Raw genomic sequence first — 20,349 nt, 5'->3', positions numbered from 1 at the left:
TTCACGTGAAACGTCGCTCTCTGCTGCACGGAATCATCAGCCGCGGTCGTGCGGCCACGTCCCCCCGTCTCCGCAAGGGCGAAGGGGGGACGGAGTTGTCCACATCGGTGGATTCATCCACAGGAGTACGGGCCCCGCTGGTTCGCGACCCCGGTGACATGGCAGGCTCTGTTCATCGCGAGCCTGATGCCGAGGAGAGTGACACCGTGCGGTCAGACGCCAACCTTGCGGGGCCGATGGCCGATCCGGTCCCCGGCCCCCGCTCTGAATTCCCGGGCGACGATGTTTCACGTGAAACATCGGCCCCGCCCCTAGTGGACAACGAAGACACGCCCATCGGCCGTGCCGCCCAGATCGCGGTCGAGGCCCTCGGACGCGCGGGTGAGGGCCTGCCGAGGCCCCCGAAGACCCGGATCATGGTGGTGGCCAACCAGAAGGGCGGCGTGGGCAAGACCACGTCGACCGTGAACCTGGCCGCCTCCCTGGCCCTGCACGGTGCGCGGGTCCTGGTGGTCGACCTCGACCCGCAGGGCAACGCCTCGACGGCGCTGGGCATCGACCACCACGCGGACGTGCCGTCCATCTACGACGTGCTCGTGGACAGCCGCCCGCTGATGGAGGTCGTCCAGCCGGTGGCCGACGTGGAGGGGCTCTTCTGCGCTCCGGCCACGATCGACCTGGCGGGTGCCGAGATCGAGCTGGTGTCCCTCGTGGCACGGGAGAGCCGTCTCCAGCGGGCCATCCAGGCGTACGAGCAGCCGCTCGACTACATCCTGATCGACTGCCCGCCCTCGCTGGGCCTGCTCACGGTGAACGCTCTGGTCGCGGGCGCGGAGGTGCTGATCCCGATCCAGTGCGAGTATTACGCGCTGGAGGGGCTCGGTCAGCTGCTGCGCAACGTGGACCTGGTGCGGGCGCACCTCAACCCGACGCTGCACGTGTCCACGATCCTGCTGACGATGTACGACGGCAGGACCCGGCTGGCCTCGCAGGTGGCGGAGGAGGTGCGCACCCACTTCGGCAAGGAAGTGCTGCGCACGAGCATCCCGCGGTCGGTCCGCATCTCCGAGGCTCCGAGCTACGGGCAGACGGTGCTGACCTATGACCCGGGTTCCAGCGGTTCCCTCTCCTACCTGGAGGCGGCGCGGGAGATCGCGCTGCGCGGGGCCGGATTCCAGTACGACCCCCAGCACCCCCATCAGGGCGCGGGCATGAACAACACGCAAAGCATGGCGGAGGGGATTCAGTGAGTGAGCGACGTAGGGGTCTGGGGCGGGGGCTCGGCGCGCTGATTCCCGCGGCTCCGCAGGAGAAGGTGCCGCCGGTGATCGGCGCCGGGTCGACGTCTCCGTCGGCGATGCCGGTACTGCCCTCGGAGCGCGGCATCGCGGCGGCGAAGCTGGCTTCGCTGGCACAGGCCGATGTTTCACGTGAAACATCGGTGGTGGCCGCGTCCGTGAGCGAGCCGGAGCCGGTGGCCGCTCCGGCGGCGGGTGAGGTGGCGGGGGCCACCTTCGCCGAGCTTCCGATGGACTCGATCACGCCGAACCCGCGGCAGCCGCGCGAGGTGTTCGACGAGGACGCGCTGGCCGAGCTGGTGACCTCCATTCAGGAGGTGGGCCTGCTCCAGCCGGTGGTGGTGCGCCAGTCGGGCCCGGGACGCTATGAGCTGATCATGGGCGAGCGGCGCTGGCGGGCGTGCCGGGAGGCCGGCCTGGCCCGGATCCCGGCGATCATCCGGGCCACGGACGACGAGAAGCTGCTGCTGGACGCGCTCCTGGAGAACCTGCACCGGGCGCAGCTGAACCCCTTGGAGGAGGCGGCCGCGTACGACCAGCTGCTCCAGGACTTCCACTGCACGCACGACCAGCTGGCGGACCGGATCGGGCGTTCCCGCCCGCAGGTCTCGAACACGCTGCGCCTGCTGAAGCTCTCCCCGCCCGTACAGCGGCGGGTGGCGGCGGGCGTGCTGTCGGCGGGTCACGCGCGGGCCCTGCTGTCGGTGGACAACTCCGAGGAGCAGGACCGGCTGGCGCACCGGATCGTGGCCGAGGGCCTGTCGGTGCGTGCGGTCGAGGAGATCGTGGCGCTGATGGGGTCGGAGTCGCCGAGTTCGGTGAAGTCGAAGGGGCCGCGGGCGGGTGCCCGGGTCGCCCCGGCGCTCAGTGAGCTGGCGACGCGGTTGTCGGACCGGTTCGAGACGCGGGTGAAGGTGGATCTCGGCCAGAAGAAGGGCAAGATCACCGTCGAGTTCGCGTCGATGGAGGATCTGGAGCGGATTCTGGGGACCCTGGCGCCGGGCGAGGGCCGGGTGCTGGACCAGGGCGCTGCCGGAGAGTAGCCGCAGCCTGGGGGCGGGTCGTGCCGGTGTGAGCCGGTACGACCCGCCCCCTTTGCCTTGTCGCGGTTTCGGGTGATTCGAGCTGTGGATACCATGCGGTCATGGGTCGTCGGCTGGTACCGCTCACGCTGGACAACCTCCAGGACCTGCCCCGGCGTTGCCGGTCCTGTGTCTTCTGGGAGCTGGACCCCGTCAGCGGCGAGGCAGCCGTGAAGGCGGGCAACCCGGCTGAGGAGAAGGAGGCGTGGATCTCCGCAGTCCTCCTGGAGTGGGGCTCGTGCGGCCGGGTGGTCTACGTGGACGAGGTTCCCGTGGGATTCGTTCTGTACGCGCCGCCGGCCTACGTGCCGCGTGCGACGGCGTTCCCGACCAGCCCGGTGTCCCCTGACGCCGTACAGCTCATCACCTCGTGGATCATGCCGGGATACCAGGGCCAGGGGCTGGGGCGGGTGATGGTCCAGACGGTGGCGAAGGACTTGCTGCGCAGGGGGTTCCGGGCCATCGAGGCGTTCGGCGATGCCCGTTGGGACGGTCCGGCCTGTCTGCTGCCGGCGGACCATCTGCTGGCGGTGGGCTTCAAGACGGTACGCCCGCATCCGACGCGTCCCCGGCTGCGGCTGGAGCTGCGCTCCACGCTGTCGTGGAAGGAAGACGTGGAACTGGCCCTGGACCGGTTGCTGGGCGCGGCCCGGAAGGAACCGGCGCTGCGTCCGCTGTGAGCCGGGAACAGCCTGGTTCCCCACCGTCAGGACATGCGAACGGGGCCGCCCCTGGCAGGGGGCGGCCCCGTGTCACGCGATCGCGTCCGACCAGGGACGCGGGTGGGTCAGGCCTTGATCGTGACGAAGCCGTCGAGGTCGCGCAGGATGGCGGCCTTCGGCTTGGCGCCGACGATGGTCTTGACGACCTCGCCGCCCTGGTAGACGTTCAGCGTCGGAATGGACATGACGCCGTACTTGGCCGCCGTTTCCGGGTTCTCGTCGATGTTGAGCTTGACGATCTCGATCTCGTCACCGTATTCGGAGGCGATGGCCTCGAGGGACGGAGCGATCTGGCGGCACGGACCGCACCAGGCGGCCCAGAAGTCCACCAGGACGGGCTTGTCGCTCTTGAGGACGTCGTCATCGAAGCTTGCGTCGGTGACGGTCTTGAGGGTGCCGGCCACAGCGGCCTCCTTCTTTTCCTGCGGGGAGTGGGGTGTGGTGCTGCTTGAGGGTGTCAGACCGCCGCGTGCGCCTTCTCGGTGTCCGCGAGGGCGGCGAGGAAGCGCTCGGCGTCGAGGGCCGCGGAGCAACCCGTGCCCGCGGCGGTGATGGCCTGACGGTAGGTGTGGTCGACGACGTCGCCCGCACCGAACACACCGGTGAGGTTGGTGCGGGTGGAGGGGGCGTCGACCTTGAGGTAGCCCTCCGCGTCGAGCTTGAGCTGGTCCTGGAACAGCTCGGTGCGCGGGTCGTGGCCGACGGCGATGAAGAGGCCGGTCACGGGCAGTTCGGAGGTCTCACCCGTCTTGGTGTTGCGCAGGGTGAGGCCGGTGAGCTTCTGCTCGCCGTGGATCGCGGCGACCTCGCTGTCCCAGGCGAACTTGATCTTCGGGTCGGCGAAGGCGCGGTCCTGCATGGCCTTGGAGGCGCGCAGGGAGTCGCGGCGGTGGACGATCGTGACGGACTTGGCGAACCTGGAGAGGAAGGTGGCCTCCTCGATCGCGGTGTCACCGCCGCCGACCACGGCGATGTCGTGGTCCTTGAAGAAGAAGCCGTCGCAGGTCGCGCACCAGGAGACGCCGCGGCCGGAGAGGGCGTCCTCGTTGGGCAGGCCGAGCTTGCGGTGCTGGGAACCGGTCGTCACGATCACGGCCTTGGCGCGGTGCACGGTGCCGGCGGTGTCGGTGACGGTCTTGATCTCACCGGTGAGGTCCACGGCCACGACGTCGTCCGGAATCAGCTCGGCGCCGAAGCGCTCGGCCTGGCCACGCATGTTGTCCATGAGGTCCGGCCCCATGATGCCGTCCTGGAAGCCGGGGAAGTTCTCGACCTCGGTGGTGTTCATCAGCGCGCCACCGGCGGTCACGGCACCTTCGAAGACCAGGGGCTTGAGCGAAGCGCGTGCGGTGTACAGGGCGGCGGTGTAACCGGCCGGCCCGGAGCCGATGATGATCACGTTTCGTACGTCGCTCACTGGTTGATTCCTCGTCTCTGCGGACTGCCTGCTGCCTACCGGGGGGCCGGTGTGGACTCTCACCCCACCCAACGGATCCTACGGCGCCTGCATTCCCGAGTTGTCCCCCCGAGCTTTCCGGTCAGTCAGGTCCTCGGATACGTACGGGTGAGCAGGGGCTTTCCGGGGACGGCCGAGGGGTCGGTGACACAGGCGGAGCCGACGAGATAGGCGTCCACGACGGCGGTGTTGCCGGGGTGGGGCAGGACGATGAGGAAGACGTCCTTGCCCTCGTAGGTGCCGGGCTCGAAGCCCAGGGGGGTCTCGGTCCGGCCGGTGGCTTCCTGTAGGCAGGCGGGTGCCTGGAGCGCCCCGCCATCGGCCGGGGCGGGGCTCGGTTCGGCCGGAGGGCTGTTCTCCACTCCGAAGGTGTTGTTCCGATCCCCCTCGGCCTTGTTTCCCGGGCCGCCGGCCGCGAGGAGCTCGCGCACCGTGCCGGGGAGCCCCTGCGCGGTGTACTCGGGCGTGCCGGACCCGGACCGGGCGGCGGATGCGTCGCTCCGCGCGGACATGTCCTGCGCGGGGTGGTCGCCGGACATCAGGCCGGCCACCAGGATGCCGGCGGCACAGGCGGCGAGCAGCCCGCCCGCGAGAGCGATCCGGTGGCGTGCGCGACGCCGTCCGGGTCCGGTTGGGCCGGCCGGGTGACCGGCGGGGCGCAGGGCGCCGGTTTCCCCGAGCGGTTCGGGGGCCGTTTCACGTGAAACATCGGCACCGGGGACCCCTTCGGCCGCCCGATCCGGTCGGCCGGGACCGGACCCCTTGTGCGGGGTGGTGGCGTCGAGGAGTGCTTCGGCGGCGAGGGCCGCGTCGATCCGGCCGGAGATGTCGACGGGCATCCGGGCCGGCCCGGGCAGGGTGCCGAGCAGGGCCCGGATCTCCTCCAGGGAGGTACGGACGTCCGCGCACAGGGGGCAGTCGCCGAGATGCCTGCGGACCTCCGCCGTGCGGGACGGGGAGAGGAGGCCTTCCGCCAGCTCGGAGATCTCCGAGACGTCGGGGTGCCCGATCGTGCCGGTCGTGCCGGTTGTGGGGTTCACGCTCGTCCACCTCCGCCCTTCACTGCGTTGGGATCCGGGGCCGGGTCCCCGCGGTCTGCCGCCGGTGGGACGGTTGTCCCCGGTGTCCGGTTCCTTCCCCGCTCGGTATCGGTGTTATCCCCGGTATGTGTGCGCAGATGAGTGAGGAGCGGGACGAGTTTCGCCCTGCCGCGTGCGCAGCGGCTCTTCACGGTGCCGACGGGGACGTCGAGGATGCGGGCCGCCTCGGCGACGGGGTAGCCCTGCATGTCGACGAGGACCAGAGCGGCCCGCTGATCTGCCGGGAGGGTGCTCAGGGCCGCCAGCAGCTGCCGGTGGAGGTCCTGGCGCTCCGCGGGCGCCTCGGCGGACTCGTGGGGCTCCAGAAGGCGCTCCAGGCGGTCCGTGTCGTCGAGGGGGGACGTCCTGCGGGAGGCGGCCTTGCGGGCCCGGTCCAGACAGGCGTTCACTGTGATGCGGTGCAGCCAGGTCGTGACGGCGGATTCGCCGCGGAAGGTGTGTGCGGCCCGGTAGGCGGAGACGAGGGCGTCCTGCACGGCGTCGGCTGCTTCCTCCCGGTCGCCGAGGGTGCGCAGGGCCACGGCCCACAGCCGGTCGCGGTGCCGGCGTACGAGCTCACCGAAGGCATCCGGGTCGCCGGCGGCGTGCAGCGACAGGAGTTCCTGGTCGCTGCGGCCGCCGGGTGTGGCTTCGTCCAACGCTGGCCCCCTCCCCTGCTGTCCCTCAGCCCGCGAACTTCACGTCCGTGATGGCCTGCTTGTACCCGGCTCCGGTGTAGGTGTCGGAGGGTGCCCAGGGCATCGCGGTGATCCACAGCAGGACGTACCGGGTCTTGACCGGCTTGTCCGCGGTCAGGTTGAAGCTGCTGTCCGAGGTCGTGGCCGTGGCGATCTTCGGCATGCCGGAGATCTTGCCCGACGGGTCCAGGGAATCGACCGCGTAGAGCGTGGTGGTGGTGTGGTCGCCCGCGAACCGGAGCGCTATCGAGGCGCTGCTGACCTCGTGTTCGGCGCCGAGGTCGTAGACGATGCCGACGCCACCCTTGTAGTCCGTGATGTCGGGGCCGTCGACGTAGTACTTGGTCCGCCAGTAGGTGGAGGAGTCCCCGTCGAAGGTGTTCTTGGCGCCTCCGGGGTCCTGGTCCTTGCCGTCCGGGGAGTACTCGCGGGCCCGGGAGATGGCGAGGGGAACGGGCGCCACCTTCTCCGGGGTGTCGTCGGCCTTCTCGTGCGTGGTCTGGCTGCCGCTGGTGCTGCCCTGGTTGTTCCGGTTGAGCAGGGTGTCGGCAAGCTGCCAGCTGCCCAGTCCGAGGGCGGCGATCAGCAGGGCCGCGACGCCCCACTTGAGGACGCGGCCGGTACGGCTCTGCAGGGGCGGCGGCGGAGGAACGACGGTGAGGACCTGCGCGGTGGGCATGCCGGGGCCCTGGGGCCTGCCGTAGCTGCCCTGCTGGTAGGTGGTGTGCTGATACTCCGGAGGCGCCGTGAACGTGGGCTCCGGCGGCCGGATGCGGGGCATCGCGGCCACGGCCTTGGAGAGCTCTTCCGGGGTGGTGCAGGCGGGTTCCTGCCGCGAGGCGGTGGCCCCGTCGTTGGCGAGGGCACGCATCGCCAGTTCGCCCAGACCGCGGTGCACGCCCGCGCGGACCTGGTCGGGGGCGATCAGGCCGACGCCCTTGGGCAGGCCGGTGAGCCCGTAGGCGTCGCTCTCGTACGGCCAGCGCTGGGTCAGCGAGGCGTACAGGAGGGCGCCGATGGCCTCGGTGTCCGAGCGCTGCGGGGTCTCGCTGGTGATGCCGCGCAGGGCGGCGTTCACGGCGAGGCCGCGGATGCGGTACTGGCCCGAGGAGGTGCGCAGTATCGCGCTGGGGGTCAGCCGCAGGTGCGCCAGGCCCTCGCGGTGCGCGGCGGCCATCGCCTGGGAGACCTGGCTGACGAGCTGGTAGGCCTCGTGCGGCTCCATGGGGCCCGCGGCGAGGACCGCGGTGAGCTCCGTGGCGTCGGGGAGCCACTCGTGGACGACGTAGACGAGGTCGTTCTCCTCCACGGCGTCGAGGACCTGGACGAACCGGGGGTCGCCGAGCAGGGCCGAGGAGCGGGCGGCGGCCAGGACGGCGCGGGCCCGCGCGTGGTCCGCGGGCAGCAAGTGGACGCCCACGGCCCGGCGCAGCTTCTCGTCCATCGCACGCCAGCTGCTGAATCCGTCCAGACGGGTGACGCATTCCTCGAGCCGGTAGCGCCGCGCCAGTTTGTGGCCGCTGTGCAGCTCGGGCGCGGCAGCGGGTGCAGGGTTCCTGCGATCGCCGTCCTTCTCGGGCATGGTTCCGTCCGCGGCTTGTCCGTTCTGGGTGTCCACCCCGTCGGCCGTGGCCTGGGCCGTCTCCGCGGCCAGCGGCTCGTCGCCACTGTTGTCGGCCACGTCGACGGCAGCCGTGCTACGTTCCGCCACCGTCGTCCCCGCCTCCCCATCCGTTGCGCACTGTCGGCCAGTCTGCGAAGCCAAGCCAATTGTGCCCACAGTCCACCGATCTGCACGACACGCCAGGGAGCAGGATGGTTGTACGCATCAGCGCCCCAGGCGTCCGCGGACCATCCCGACCATGGCGTTGAGTTCTTCGATGCGCATCCGCTTGGCCGCCACGAGGAACACCGCCGCCAGGGAGATGCCGCCGGCCACCAGGGCGGTGAAGGAACCGAGGGCTCCGCTGCCGATGAAGTGCAGGACGGCGTAGGCGACGGCGCCGGCCACCGCCGCGGCGGGAACACAGGCGCCGATGAGCCGGGTGTAGGTGCGCATCACGTGCGCCCCGTCGAGGTCGCCGCCCAGGCGGGTGCGCAGTCGGCGCCAGGCGACACCGACGCCCACGGCGTAGCCGAGGCCGTAGGCGGCGGCCATGCCGACGACGGCCCAGCGGGCGGGGAGCACGAAGAAGGCGACGGCGGACATGCCCGCGTTGACGGCGGCCACGATGACCGTGTTGTAGAAGGGCGTCCGGGTGTCCTCGTAGGCGTAGAAGCCGCGCAGGACCACGTACTGGACGGAGTACGGGATCAGTCCGAGGCCGAAGGCCATCAGGATGAAACCGATGTTCTGGGCGCTCTCCGTGCCGGAACCGGCGTAGAGCAGGCCGGCCATCGGGACGCCCAGGGCGAGGAACGCGAAGGAGCAGGGCACGATCGCCACGGCGGAGGTGCGCAGTCCGTAGGAGATGTCGTCGCGGACGGCGGCGGCGTCGCCGTCGTGGGCGGACCGGGAGATGCGCGGCAGGACGGCGGTCATGACGGAGACGGTGATGATGGCCTGCGGCATCTGCCAGAGCAGCAGGGCGTAGTTGTAGCCGGTGATGCCGGTACCGCCGTGGCCCTGCTTGTCGGCCACCGCGCCCGCCCAGGTGGCGAGCTGGGTGACGACGATGAGGCCGAGCTGGTTGGCGAGGACGAAGAAGAACGTCCACTTGGCCAGGCCGGCGGCCTTGCCGAGGCCGTGGCCCTTCCAGTCGAACCGAAGGCGCGGCTTGAAGCCGGCGTCGCGCAGGTACGGAAGCATCGCCAGGGACTGGACGACGAGGCCGAGCAGGGTGCCCAGGCCCAGCAGCCGGACGCCCTCGGGGGTGATGCCCGCCTCGGTGACGCCTGTGGTGGTGAAGCCGCCGAAGGCCCAGATGAAGGCGCCGAAGGTGGCGATGACGACGATGTTGTTGAGGACCGGGGTCCACATCATCGCGCCGAACCGGCCGCGTGCGTTGAGGATCTGACCGAGGACCACGTGCACACCCATGAAGAACATGGTGGGCAGGCAGTAGTGGGCGAAGGCGACGGCGACGTCCAGCCGCTGCGGGTCGTCGGCGATCTTCTGCGACATCATGCCGATGAACAGCGGGGCCGCGAGCACACAGACCACGGTGACGGCGCCCAGCAGGACCATGACGAGGGTCAGCAGCCGGTTGGCGTACGCCTCTCCCCCGTCCTCGTCGTTCTTCATCGCGCGCACCAACTGCGGGATGAAGACGGCGTTGAGGGCGCCGCCGCCGACCAGGACGTAGATCATCGTCGGCAGGGTGTTGGCGACCTGGTAGCTGTCGTTGAGGGTGGCGACGCCGATCGCTCCGGCGATCACCAGGGTCCGCAGGAAGCCGGTGATGCGGGAGACGATGGTGCCGGCGGCCATCAGGGCGCTGGACTTGAGCAGGCTGGAGGCGCGTCCGGCGGGCTTGCTCGGTGCCGGGGCGGCCACGGGCGCGTCCTCGGCCGGGGTGCGGGGCGCCGCGTCCTGGTCCCGGTAGAGGTGCGCGAAGGCGTCGGGCCGGGGGTCCTGGTCGGCGGCCTTGGTCACGAGGGAGTCCACACCGACGAACTGGGTGGTCGTGGCGTGGTCTCCGTACGGCAGGTGCCGTGACGGGCCGTCCGGTTCGGGCGGCGGGGTCTGGGCCCATACCCGCGGGTCCGGCGCGTACGAAGGGGCCTGCGGGGCCGCGTAGAGCGGACCGGGCTCCTGGAAGGTGCCGGGCGGCGGCGGCGGGTGCGAGGCCCGGTCGTACAGGACCTCTGCCACCGGGTCTTGGGCGGAGAGGTCCTGCGCCCGGTACGGGTCGTAGGCGTAGGCGTCCTGGACATAGGGGTCGTGGTCCGGCGCTGGTGCGGGCGCGGGAACCTGTCCCGGCACCGGGGCGCCGGGGGCAGTGCCCTGGGAGGGCGCGGGCCCGCCAGTGCCCTGCGCACGGTCACCTTCGTACGGCGCGTTCATCGAAACCCCACCTCATCGTCCCCAGGCCGACCGGCCACGGCGTCGCTCAACGGTCCACTGTCTCACCCGTGCCGGACGGGTCCGCGCTTTGCGGTCCGGTGTCCGGGGACTCGTCACTCTGCTGCGTGCTCTCCTCGGCGGCGGCGCGTGCCGCGACGCGCTTGCGGCTGGCGTACATCTTGATGCCGGCCAGGACGAGGAGGAGGACACCGCCCGCGATGACGAGCATGACGGTCGGGGTCACCTCGGTGGCTTCGACGGTGAACTTGCGGGCCTTGCCGTAGGGCACGCCGTCGGTGGTGAAGAGCTGGGCCGTCACCTCGACCGGGCCGCTCGCGGTGGCGTTGGCGGGGAACTTCACGGTCTGGCTGTGCCCGCCCTGGACCGCGACCTCCTGCTGGGACTCCCCGCTGTCGCCGAACATCAGCCGGGTCGGGTTGGCGGACCGCACCCGGAGGACCAGGTGGTGGGTGTCCTGGACGAGGCTGTTCTGGACGGTGACGGGGATGGTCGCGCTGTGTCCGGAGAGCGTGGCGTCCGACTTGGGGATGATCTTGACCTTCTCGGTCAGCCGGATCAGGTACTGCTGCACCTGGTCCCGGTAATCCCACGCCTCAGCGGGACGGCCGCGCCAGGAGGCGGACATCTCGCGGTTGGTGGTGTTGCCGAAGGGGATCTCGACGCGGTCGGGCGCGGTCAGGATCACCTTGAAGTGGTCGAGGGTGGTCTCGGTGGTGCGGATCTTCTCGAAGGCGGAGACCGGCAGTTCCTGCTTGCTCAGCGCCTCGGGGTACTGGCCTGCTCCCGGGACCTGGGTCGCGGCGCGGGGGTCGGGAGTCGCGGCTGCCGCCGTCTCCAGGTCCGCGGCCTGGCTCCAGCGGCCCGCCTGCAGACCCCGTATGGCGGCGGCCATCGTCTGCACCTGGCTGGTGCTGGGCATCCGCTGCGGCGCGACGACGAAACTGCGCTGGCTGTCGGTCTCCTGCAGGTTCAGGGCGAGGGTCTGGGCGAGGAACTGCTGCACCGCGAGGGTGGAGTTCCCGGCGCGGAGCATGTCGCCCTGGAAGGCGGTGGAGAGATCGGCGTCGGCGACGACCGCCGTGGTGCCCGCGCCGATGGGCCGGGCGGCCGACGGGGTGTAGCCGAGGGCGCCGGTCTCCTGGAGGCTGTCGCTGCGGGTGAGGACGTTGTGGGCCCCGGCCGAGGTCGCGACGTTGACGATCGACGGGTCGATCGCCCCGTCCACGGGCCAGGAGAAGTCGGTGCTCGCCGGGACGTGCAGGACGGTCTCGACGGCCTGCTTCGCCTTGTCGGTGGCCGGCCGCAGCTGTCCCAGGGTGCCGGACACGTCCTTGCCGCGGTGGGCGAGCGAGGCGATGTCCGGATCGGCGAAGGGCAGTGCGACGACCTTCTTGCCCTGGACGGCGGTTTCCAGCGAGCTCAGCCACTGCTCGGCGATGGCCTTGTTCTTGCCCTGGACGGTCCGGCCGTCCGGGGTGCGGACCCGGTAGCCCTTGGTCATGGCGTCGACGGTGTAGAGCAGATCCGGATCGATGACCCAGGTGATGGGAAGGTCCTTGCCGAGGCTGACCATCTGTCCCAGACGGCCGTCCGGCCTCAGCTCGTCGGCGAGGCTGTCGTCGAGGAAGACGGGGGTCTGCAGCTCGTCCGAGCCGGTCTCCGAGGTCAAGTGCGTGGTCGAGATCAACGGCCACACGTAGGCGAGCTGGGACCGCTTGGCGGCGGCCTCAGGCTGCCAGGGCAGGAAGGTCCGCTTGATGCCGAGGACCTGCTCGTACTGGCGGCTCTCGGTCTCCCCGGACAGGGAGACGCCGAGCTGGTAGACGCCGTCCTCGTCCAGGTCCAATTTGTTCACCGGAACCTTGAGGGTGAACGGCTGGCTGATCTTCGAGGGCAGCGAATCGATCTTCACGGCGAACTCGGCGCCGACCTCCGCCGGGTCCGTGCCGGCCCGGAACGCACCGCGCTCCGCGGCCTCGCCGATGGAGCTGCGGTCCCCCAGCGCCGGCCCGACCCGCAGACCCACGTGCGCGTCGGTGATCTTCTCGGACCCGTTGTTGGTCACCGTGCCCGAGATGGTGAGGGTGTCGCCCTTGACCGGAGCGCTCGGCGCCATGGCGTCGAGCTGGACGTCGACTGCGGCGGCAGCCGTCTCGGCGGCCTGGGCTTCGGGGGCGTGCGAGTAGACCAGTCCGGCGAGCACCGGCGTCCCGGCGAGCAGGACGACCGCGCGCCGCAGCCAGCGTCGCCGGGCAGGAGCGAGGGGTGCCCCCTGGATGTCTGCCGCCTCGGCCAACGCGCTCGCCCGTCCCTCGAAGTGTCAGTGGTCGTCGTTTGTGCGTCCACGCATGGTAACGAGGCCCGCTGTGCGCGAGTGCCGCGCCTTGCTCCACATGATCGGGTCCGCCCCGGAGGGGCCGGGGGCCGGGGTGGCCGCAAAACACGGGAGCTACGGGCGGGCCGGGCACGTACCCTTTTCTGTTGTGCCGAACGCCAACGAAGACAACCCCAGTGTCCTGAATCACGGGCAGGCCCGCGCGGTGAGTGAACTGCTGCGGATCGCCCCTGTCGCCGACGAGCTCGGCCGCCGTTTCCAGGAGGCGGGTTTCCGGCTCGCCCTGGTCGGCGGGTCCGTCCGCGACGCGCTGCTCGGGCGCCTCGGCAACGATCTCGACTTCACCACCGACGCCCGTCCCGAGGACGTTCTCAAGATCGTCAGGCCGTGGGCCGACTCGGTCTGGGACGTCGGCATCGCCTTCGGCACGGTCGGTGCGCAGAAGGACGCCCGCGTCGGAGACGCTCATCGAAGCTTCCAGATCGAGGTGACGACCTACCGCTCGGAGTCCTACGACCGGACCTCGCGCAAGCCCGAGGTCTCCTACGGCGACTCCATCGAGGAAGACCTGGTCCGTCGGGACTTCACGGTGAACGCGATGGCCGTCGCGCTCCCCGAGAAGGAGTTCGTGGACCCGCACGGTGGTCTGGATGACCTCAGGGCGGGCGTGCTGCGCACCCCGGGCACCGCCGAGGACTCTTTCTCCGACGACCCGCTGCGGATGCTGCGGGCGGCGCGGTTCGCCGCCCAGCTCGACTTCGAGGTCGCCCCGGACGTGGTGGCGGCGATGACGGAGATGTCCGGCCGCATCGAAATCGTCTCGGCCGAGCGGATCCAGGGCGAGCTGAACAAGCTCCTGCTGTCCGCGCACCCGCGCAAGGGCCTGGGCCTCCTCGTGGACACGGGGCTGGCCGAGCACGTGCTGCCGGAGCTTCCGGCGCTGCGCCTGGAGAGCGATGAGCACCACCGGCACAAGGACGTCTACGACCACTCGCTGATCGTGCTGGAGCAGGCGATCGCACTGGAGGAGGACGGCCCGGACCTGGTGCTGCGGCTCGCGGCTCTGCTGCACGACATCGGCAAGCCCCGGACCCGCCGGTTCGAGAGCGACGGACGCGTCTCCTTCCACCACCACGAGATGGTGGGCGCGAAGATGACCAAGAAGCGCATGACCGCGCTCAAGTACTCCAACGACATGGTCAAGGACGTGTCCCGGCTGGTGGAGCTGCACCTGCGCTTCCACGGCTACGGGGACGGGGAGTGGACCGACTCGGCCGTGCGGCGCTATGTCCGCGACGCCGGTCCGCTGCTGGACCGCCTGCACAAGCTGACCCGCTCCGACTGCACCACGCGCAACAAGCGCAAGGCGAACGCGCTCTCCCGCACTTACGACGGGCTGGAGGAGCGCATCGCCCAGCTGCAGGAGAGGGAGGAGCTGGACGCGATCCGCCCCGACCTCGACGGCAACGAGATCATGCGCGTCCTCGACGTGGGTCCCGGTCCGGCGATCGGCAAGGCCTATGCGTTCCTGCTGGAGCTGCGGCTGGAGAACGGTCCCATGGGGCACGACGCGGCGGTCGCCGCCCTCAAGGAGTGGTGGGCCGCCCAGGGCTGAGGCCCTGCGGGTGCGAGTGCCTGAGGGGCGGGGCGGGCCGATGTTTCACGTGAAACATCGGGGCGGAGATCCGGTCGTGCCGCGGTCAGGGCGATGTTTCACGTGAAACATCGCCCTGACGCATGAGGAGCGCCGCGGTAGCGGCATAGAGCATCGCCACTCCGACGATCAAAGTGACGGAGTGCCCGTCGAGGGGGAGCACGAGCGCGGCCACCCCGGCGGCGCCGACGAAGGCGGCGTTGAAGAGCACGTCGTAGACGGAGAAGACGCGGCCGCGAAAGGCGTCGTCCACCTGGGACTGCACGACGGTGTCGGTGGAGATCTTGGCGCCCTGGGTGGCCAGGCCCAGCACGAAGGCGGCTGCCAGCATCGGGCCGGGTGCGAAGAACAGGCCGAGCGCCGGCACCAGCACCGCGGCGCTCGCGGCGCAGAGGGTGATGGAGCCGAGGGGGCCCAGCCGGCCCACCAGCCAGGGAGTGATGACGGCGGCCGCGAAGAATCCGGCCCCGGAAACGCCGACCGTGACCCCCAGCAGAGCCAGCCCGTCGGCCTCGGTGGCCGACCAGGCGTAGCGGCAGAGCATGAGCAGCGTGACGAACAGGGCCCCGTAGCAGAACCGCATGACGGTCATGGCGGTGAGCGCCCGGGCCGCCTCACGCCGGGAAGCAAGGTGTCGCAGGCCCTCGACCAGGCCCCGCACGGTGAGGGCGATCCCCTGGCGGACCGTCGGGTTGATCCGGCCGGGAGGGTGGTCGGGGCCGAGGAGGTTCAGGGCCATGCGCAGGGAGACCAGGGCCGCGCACAGGTAGAGGCCGGCTCCGAGGAGGACGACCAGGGCGTCGGAGTCGTCGGCCAGTACACGGACGAGGAAGGCCAGGCCCCCGCCGGCGACGGCGGCGAGCGTTCCCGCGGTGGGTGAGAGGGCGTTCGCGGTGACCAGCTGGCCGGGTGCGACGACCCGCGGCAGGGAAGCCGCGAGCCCGGCCAGCACGAAGCGGTTGACCGCGGTCACGGACAGGGCCGAGGCGTAGAAGAGCCAGTCGGGGACGTGCGCGACGATCAGCATGCCGGTGACGCAGGCGAGGAAGGCCCGCAGCAGGTTGCCGTAGAGGAACACCTGGCGGCGGCGCCAGCGGTCCAGCAGGACTCCCGCGAAGGGGCCGATCACCGAATAGGGCAGCAGGAGTACCGCCATGGCCGAGGCGATGGCCGTGGGCGAGGCCTGCTTCTCCGGGGAGAAGACGACGTAGGCGGCCAGTGCGACCTGGTAGACCCCGTCGGCGGCCTGGGAGAGCAGCCGTACGGCGAGCAGGTTGCGGAAGTCCCGCAGACGCAGGAGTACGCGCAGATCACGTACGACAGCCATGAGGGAAAGGGTCACACACGCGGAGGGTCCCCGGGCAGATTGCCCGGGGACCCTCCGTGGAAGAACAGCCGAAGTCCAGGCGTCCGCGAGGACGCCGGGGTTTCGACTAGCGCTCGACCTCGCCCTTGATGAACTTCTCGACGTTCGCGTAAGCCTCGTCGTCGAAGTACTGCACCGGCGGGGACTTCATAAAGTAGCTCGAAGCCGACAGGATCGGGCCACCGATGCCCCGGTCCTTGGCGATCTTCGCCGCGCGCAGGGCGTCGATGATGACACCGGCGGAGTTCGGGGAGTCCCACACCTCGAGCTTGTACTCGAGGTTCAGCGGAACGTCGCCGAAGGCGCGGCCTTCGAGGCGGACGTAGGCCCACTTGCGGTCGTCGAGCCACGCGACGTAGTCGGACGGGCCGATGTGGACGTTCTTCTCGCCGAGCTCGCGGTCGGGGATCTGCGAGGTGACGGCCTGAGTCTTGGAGATCTTCTTCGACTCGAGGCGGTCGCGCTCCAGCATGTTCTTGAAGTCCATGTTGCCGCCGACGTTGAGCTGCATGGTGCGCTCAAGACGGACACCGCGGTCCTCGAACAGCTTCGCCATCACGCGGTGCGTGATGGTGGCGCCGACCTGCGACTTGATGTCGTCGCCGACGATCGGGACACCGGCCTCGGTGAACTTGTCGGCCCACTCCTTGGTGCCGGCGATGAAGACCGGGAGGGCGTTGACGAAGGCGACCTTGGCGTCGATGGCGCACTGGGCGTAGAACTTCGCCGCAGCCTCGGAACCGACCGGCAGGTAGCAGATCAGGACGTCGACCTGGCGGTCCAGGAGGGTCTGGACGATGTCGACCGGGGTCTCGGCCGACTCCTCGATCGTCTCGCGGTAGTACTTGCCCAGACCGTCCAGGGTGTGGCCGCGCTGAACGGTCACGCCCGCACTCGGGACGTCACAGATCTTGATGGTGTTGTTCTCGCTGGCGCCGATGGCGTCCGAAAGGTCGAGGCCGACCTTCTTCGCGTCGACGTCGAACGCGGCGACGAACTCGATGTCGCTCACGTGGTAGTCGCCGAACTGGACGTGCATCAGACCGGGGACCTTGGCCGCCGGGTCGGCGTCCTTGTAGTACTCGACGCCCTGCACCAGCGAGGCGGCGCAGTTGCCTACGCCGACGATGGCTACGCGAACCGAACCCATTCCGGTTGCTCCCTGTTTGTTCTCGGACGAGGCCTGCGAGATGCAGACCTCACTTTGCAGTTTCGTCGGACGGTCCGGGTCGTCTCTGATCCCGTCCCGCCCGCTCACTCTCGATGAGCTCGTTCAGCCAGCGCACTTCGCGCTCCACGGATTCCATGCCGTGGCGTTGCAGCTCGAGCGTGTAGTCGTCGAGCCGCTCGCGTGTGCGAGCCAGCGAGGCGCTCATCTTCTCCAGGCGCTCCTCAAGGCGGCTGCGACGGCCCTCCAGTACCCGCATGCGCACTTCTCGTTCGGTCTGACCGAAGAAAGCGAAGCGGGCGGCGAAGGACTCGTCCTCCCAGGCATCGGGGCCCGTGTGGGAGAGGAGCTCCTCGAAGTGCTCCTTACCTGCTGCCGTCAACCGGTAGACGATCTTGGCGCGGCGCCCTGCGAGTGAAGCGGCGAGAGCGTCTTCCGGGGCATTGCCCGGTTCTTCGATCAACCAGCCGTTGGTGACGAGCGTCTTGAGGCAGGGGTAGAGCGTCCCGTAACTGAACGCTCTGAACACCCCCAGCGAGGTGTTGAGCCGCTTGCGCAGCTCGTAACCGTGCATGGGGGATTCGCGAAGCAGGCCGAGAACAGCGAACTCGAGGATGCCTGAGCGCCTGCTCATCCGCTTGCCCTTCCCCTGCCTCGGAGTCTTTATGTCGAGCTGATGTATCGACTCGATACATCCAGACGATAGAGCGGGTAGCCCTCAGCTACAAGTGGTGACACGGTGACCGGCGTCACATCACCGATTTGCACGAGGCAAGTTGCCTGATTTGGGGTGAACTTCGGCACTGATTGGCTTTTGGGCGTGCGTAGTCTGTGCGCCATGACACCGGGGGGACCGGAACTCACCTGCCGCTTCCAGGCCACTCGCCTGCCCGAGGAGTAGTCGTTCGATGAGCGAGCACCGCCGCAAACCGCAACAGCCCCAGAGCGGTGGCCGCGCCGCCGCCCGTAGGGCTGCCCAGCAGCGCCCGTCCAGGGGCGCCGGGCGTGACGTCCCCACCGCGTCCCCCAGCGGGTCGTATTCCCAGCCGCCGGGTCACGGCAGCCGTTCGGACGCCCGGAGATCCGCCGGCCGCGGCTCGGCGGGCCGGGGCCGGGGCGCCGCCGCGGGCGCCGGCCGACCCAAGCGGTTCATCAACTACCCGCGCGGCGAAAAGGTCGGCTGGAAGCGCTTCGTCCCGTCGTGGAAGCTCGTCAGCGGCACGGCCCTGGGCTTCTGCGCGATGATCACGGTGGGCGCCGGAATCGGCATCGCCATGGTGAACAAGCCCGACGTGAACAAGACGGCCGAGGCGCAGAACAACGTCTTCTACTGGTCCGACAACAGTCAGATGGTCGCGACCGGCGGCGCCGTGAACCGCCAGATCGTCCCCATCGACAAGATCCCTCTGTCGATGCAGAACGCCGTGATCGCCGCGGAGAACGAGTCCTTCGATTCGGACAAGGGCGTCGACCCGATGGGCATCGCCCGCGCCGTGTGGAACATGGCCAAGGGCGGATCCACTCAGGGTGGCTCCACGATCACCCAGCAGTACGTGAAGAACCAGTACCTGGACTCGGATCAGACGCTCAAGCGAAAGGTCACCGAGCTCTTCATCTCGATAAAGCTGGGTGTGAGCGAGGAGAAGAACAAGATCCTCGCCGGCTACCTGAACACCGCCTACTACGGCCGTGACGCCTACGGGATCCAGGCGGCCGCGCGCGCCTACTTCGGCAAGGACAGCCAGAATCTGACCCCCTCCGAGAGCGCCTTCCTCGCCGCCGTGCTCAAGGGCCCGAACCTCTACAACCCCGACGGCGGCATCGGCTCCGCGGCTACGCCCGAAGCGAACGCCAAGCGGGCCGAGGAGCGCTGGGCCTGGGTGCTCAACCGCGAGGTCAAGGTCGGCCGCATGCAGCAGGCCGAGCGGGACAAGTACAAGGAATTCCCCGCACTGATCGAACCCGCCCAGGCCGCCGGCATGTCCGGCCAGATCGGTTATCTGGTCGAGACGGCCAAGCTGTACATGCTGAAGACCAACGGCATCAAGGTCGAGGACCTGGCCAAGGGCGGCTACCGGATCCACACCACCTTCAACAAGAAGAAGGTGGACGCGCTGGTCAAGGCGGTCGAGGGAACCCGCGACGGGATGCTCGACGAGAAGAAGCGGCCCGATACGGACACCTTCGTCCAGTTCGGCGCGGCATCGGTGGACGTGAAGACCGGCGCCCTCGTCGCCCTGTACGGCGGTCCCGGCATCGACAAGAAGCACTTCAACAACAACGCCAACACTTCGGGTGTCCAGGTCGGCTCGACCTGGAAGCCGTTCGTGCTGGCGGCGGCCATGCAGTACGGCACCCAGAACTCGGACGGCGAGGGGATCTCGGCCAAGAGCAAGTACCAGGCGAACGACCTCACGGTGATCAACAACCGTGCGGGCGAGCCACTGCGCGACGGCGCGGGCAAGCCGTTCCGGCAGAAGAACGAGAGCCCGACCTCCTACGGCTACGTGACCCTGAACGAGGCGATGGAGAAGTCCATCAACGTGCCCTTCGCCCAGCTCGTCTTCGATGTCGGACACAGCAAGGTGAAGGCCGTCGCGGAGGCGACCGGCATCCTGAAGGAGTCCTTCGACCCCAACGACAACGCCTCCTTCGCACTGGGCACCTCGACCCCCAGCGCCATCCGCATGGCCGACTCCTACGCCACCTTCGCCGCCTCCGGCATCCACCACGATCCGTACTCGGTGACGAGCGTCCAGAAGAACGGCAAGGACGTCCCCGGCTTCGCGGCCCCCAAGGGGCAGCGGGCCATGGACAACTCCGTCGCGGACAACGTCACCAAGGTCCTGCAGAACGTCGTCGAGAACGGCACCGGCACGAAGGCCAAGAAGCTCGGCCGGCCTGCCGCGGGCAAGACCGGTACCACCGACAAGAACATGTCGGCCTGGTTCGTCGGCTACACCCCCGAGCTGTCCACCTCCGTGGCCCTCTTCCGCTCCGACCCGAGCGCCAAGAAGAAGGAACTGATCTCGATGCGGGGCGTGGCGGGCATTCCCTCCCTCCACGGTGGTGACATCCCGGCCGAGATCTGGACCAAGTACATGAAGGAGGCGCTGAACGGCGTCCCGGAGTCGGAGTTCCCGGAGCCCGACGAGCTCGGTGTCGTCGCGAACGCCTCGGGCGCCCCCTCGCCCTCGCCGTCCCCCTCCCCGTCCCCCTCGCCGTCGCCGTCTCCGTCGAACTCGCCGTCCCCGTCCCCCAGCCCGAGCCCTTCGCGCAGCCACGGCAAGCCGACCTGCAAGCCCTGGGCCATCTGCGAGCCGAGCCCCAGCGCCAGTTCGTCCCGGTCGCCCTCGCCTTCGCCCAGCAAGTCGCGGGACAGGCCGAGCGGCGGTACCGGAGACTTCCCGATAGGGGGCTCCACGGGGGGCTGACCCGACGCCCCACGACACGGCCGGAGAGGG

The 20,349-nt window shown here is 69.7% G+C and carries 15 protein-coding genes; 5 read left to right on the top strand and 10 right to left on the bottom strand.

Annotation, left to right across the window (positions count from 1 at the left end; translation table 11 throughout):
* Positions 1–158: 158 nt before the first annotated feature.
* The 3 genes from OG247_RS21890 to OG247_RS21880 all read left to right on the top strand — a co-directional run bounded on the left by OG247_RS21890 (position 159) and on the right by OG247_RS21880 (position 3,060).
* Positions 159–1,250, top strand: a complete 1,092-nt coding sequence (locus tag OG247_RS21890; protein ID WP_243331121.1) for a ParA family protein — start codon at positions 159–161, stop codon at positions 1,248–1,250.
* Positions 1,247–2,341, top strand: a complete 1,095-nt coding sequence (locus tag OG247_RS21885) for a ParB/RepB/Spo0J family partition protein (RefSeq protein ID WP_327253829.1) — start codon at positions 1,247–1,249, stop codon at positions 2,339–2,341. Before OG247_RS21890 ends, OG247_RS21885 begins: the two co-directional genes overlap by 4 nt.
* Before the next feature lie 101 nt (positions 2,342–2,442).
* The gene (locus tag OG247_RS21880; protein WP_250738631.1) at positions 2,443–3,060 is read left to right on the top strand and encodes a GNAT family N-acetyltransferase; all 618 of its coding nucleotides are present in this window, start codon (positions 2,443–2,445) and stop codon (positions 3,058–3,060) included.
* A gap of 107 nt (positions 3,061–3,167) precedes the next feature.
* Here OG247_RS21880 and trxA read toward each other — a convergent pair whose 3' ends face one another.
* The 7 genes from trxA to OG247_RS21845 form a co-directional block, all read right to left on the bottom strand.
* Positions 3,168–3,506, bottom strand: a complete 339-nt coding sequence (trxA, locus tag OG247_RS21875; protein WP_266906852.1) for a thioredoxin — start codon at positions 3,504–3,506, stop codon at positions 3,168–3,170.
* Positions 3,507–3,559: 53 nt separating this feature from the next.
* A complete protein-coding gene (trxB, locus tag OG247_RS21870) occupies positions 3,560–4,519 on the bottom strand; it encodes a thioredoxin-disulfide reductase (protein WP_327253828.1) in 960 nt (319 codons plus the stop codon).
* Between the two features lie 125 nt (positions 4,520–4,644).
* On the bottom strand, positions 4,645–5,598 hold the full coding sequence (locus OG247_RS21865; protein WP_327253827.1) for a hypothetical protein: 954 nt from the start codon (positions 5,596–5,598) through the stop codon (positions 4,645–4,647).
* Positions 5,595–6,296, bottom strand: a complete 702-nt coding sequence (gene sigM, locus OG247_RS21860) for an RNA polymerase sigma factor SigM (RefSeq protein WP_327253826.1) — start codon at positions 6,294–6,296, stop codon at positions 5,595–5,597. The genes OG247_RS21865 and sigM overlap by 4 nt, the downstream gene beginning before the upstream one ends.
* Before the next feature lie 25 nt (positions 6,297–6,321).
* The gene (locus OG247_RS21855; protein WP_327253825.1) at positions 6,322–8,046 is read right to left on the bottom strand and encodes a protein kinase family protein; all 1,725 of its coding nucleotides are present in this window, start codon (positions 8,044–8,046) and stop codon (positions 6,322–6,324) included.
* Between the two features lie 117 nt (positions 8,047–8,163).
* On the bottom strand, positions 8,164–10,341 hold the full coding sequence (murJ, locus tag OG247_RS21850) for a murein biosynthesis integral membrane protein MurJ (protein ID WP_327253824.1): 2,178 nt from the start codon (positions 10,339–10,341) through the stop codon (positions 8,164–8,166).
* Positions 10,342–10,387: 46 nt separating this feature from the next.
* Positions 10,388–12,658: a DUF6049 family protein gene (locus OG247_RS21845; RefSeq protein ID WP_327253823.1), complete on the bottom strand. Its 2,271-nt coding sequence runs from the start codon at positions 12,656–12,658 to the stop codon at positions 10,388–10,390.
* Between the two features lie 187 nt (positions 12,659–12,845).
* Between OG247_RS21845 and OG247_RS21840 the strand changes: the two genes are divergently transcribed.
* Complete coding sequence (locus OG247_RS21840) at positions 12,846–14,312, top strand: CCA tRNA nucleotidyltransferase (RefSeq protein ID WP_327253822.1); 1,467 nt, start codon at positions 12,846–12,848, stop codon at positions 14,310–14,312.
* Positions 14,313–14,397: 85 nt separating this feature from the next.
* On the opposite strand, the gene OG247_RS21835 is transcribed toward OG247_RS21840, so the two are convergent.
* From OG247_RS21835 to OG247_RS21825, 3 genes are all read right to left on the bottom strand, one after another.
* Complete coding sequence (locus OG247_RS21835) at positions 14,398–15,678, bottom strand: MFS transporter (protein WP_327253821.1); 1,281 nt, start codon at positions 15,676–15,678, stop codon at positions 14,398–14,400.
* A 106-nt stretch (positions 15,679–15,784) separates the two neighbouring features.
* Complete coding sequence (locus tag OG247_RS21830) at positions 15,785–16,867, bottom strand: inositol-3-phosphate synthase (protein ID WP_250738618.1); 1,083 nt, start codon at positions 16,865–16,867, stop codon at positions 15,785–15,787.
* Between the two features lie 49 nt (positions 16,868–16,916).
* Positions 16,917–17,519, bottom strand: a complete 603-nt coding sequence (locus OG247_RS21825; protein WP_327253820.1) for a PadR family transcriptional regulator — start codon at positions 17,517–17,519, stop codon at positions 16,917–16,919.
* Between the two features lie 274 nt (positions 17,520–17,793).
* Between OG247_RS21825 and OG247_RS21820 the strand changes: the two genes are divergently transcribed.
* The gene (locus OG247_RS21820) at positions 17,794–20,319 is read left to right on the top strand and encodes a transglycosylase domain-containing protein (protein WP_327253819.1); all 2,526 of its coding nucleotides are present in this window, start codon (positions 17,794–17,796) and stop codon (positions 20,317–20,319) included.
* Positions 20,320–20,349: the final 30 nt, after the last annotated feature.

Origin of the sequence: Streptomyces sp. NBC_01244, from assembly GCF_035987325.1 — a bacterium.
In the GTDB taxonomy this organism is placed as follows: Bacteria; Actinomycetota; Actinomycetes; order Streptomycetales; family Streptomycetaceae; genus Streptomyces.
The sequence above is the reverse complement of the archived record's forward strand: the minus strand, read 5'-3'. Positions and strand labels throughout refer to the sequence as shown.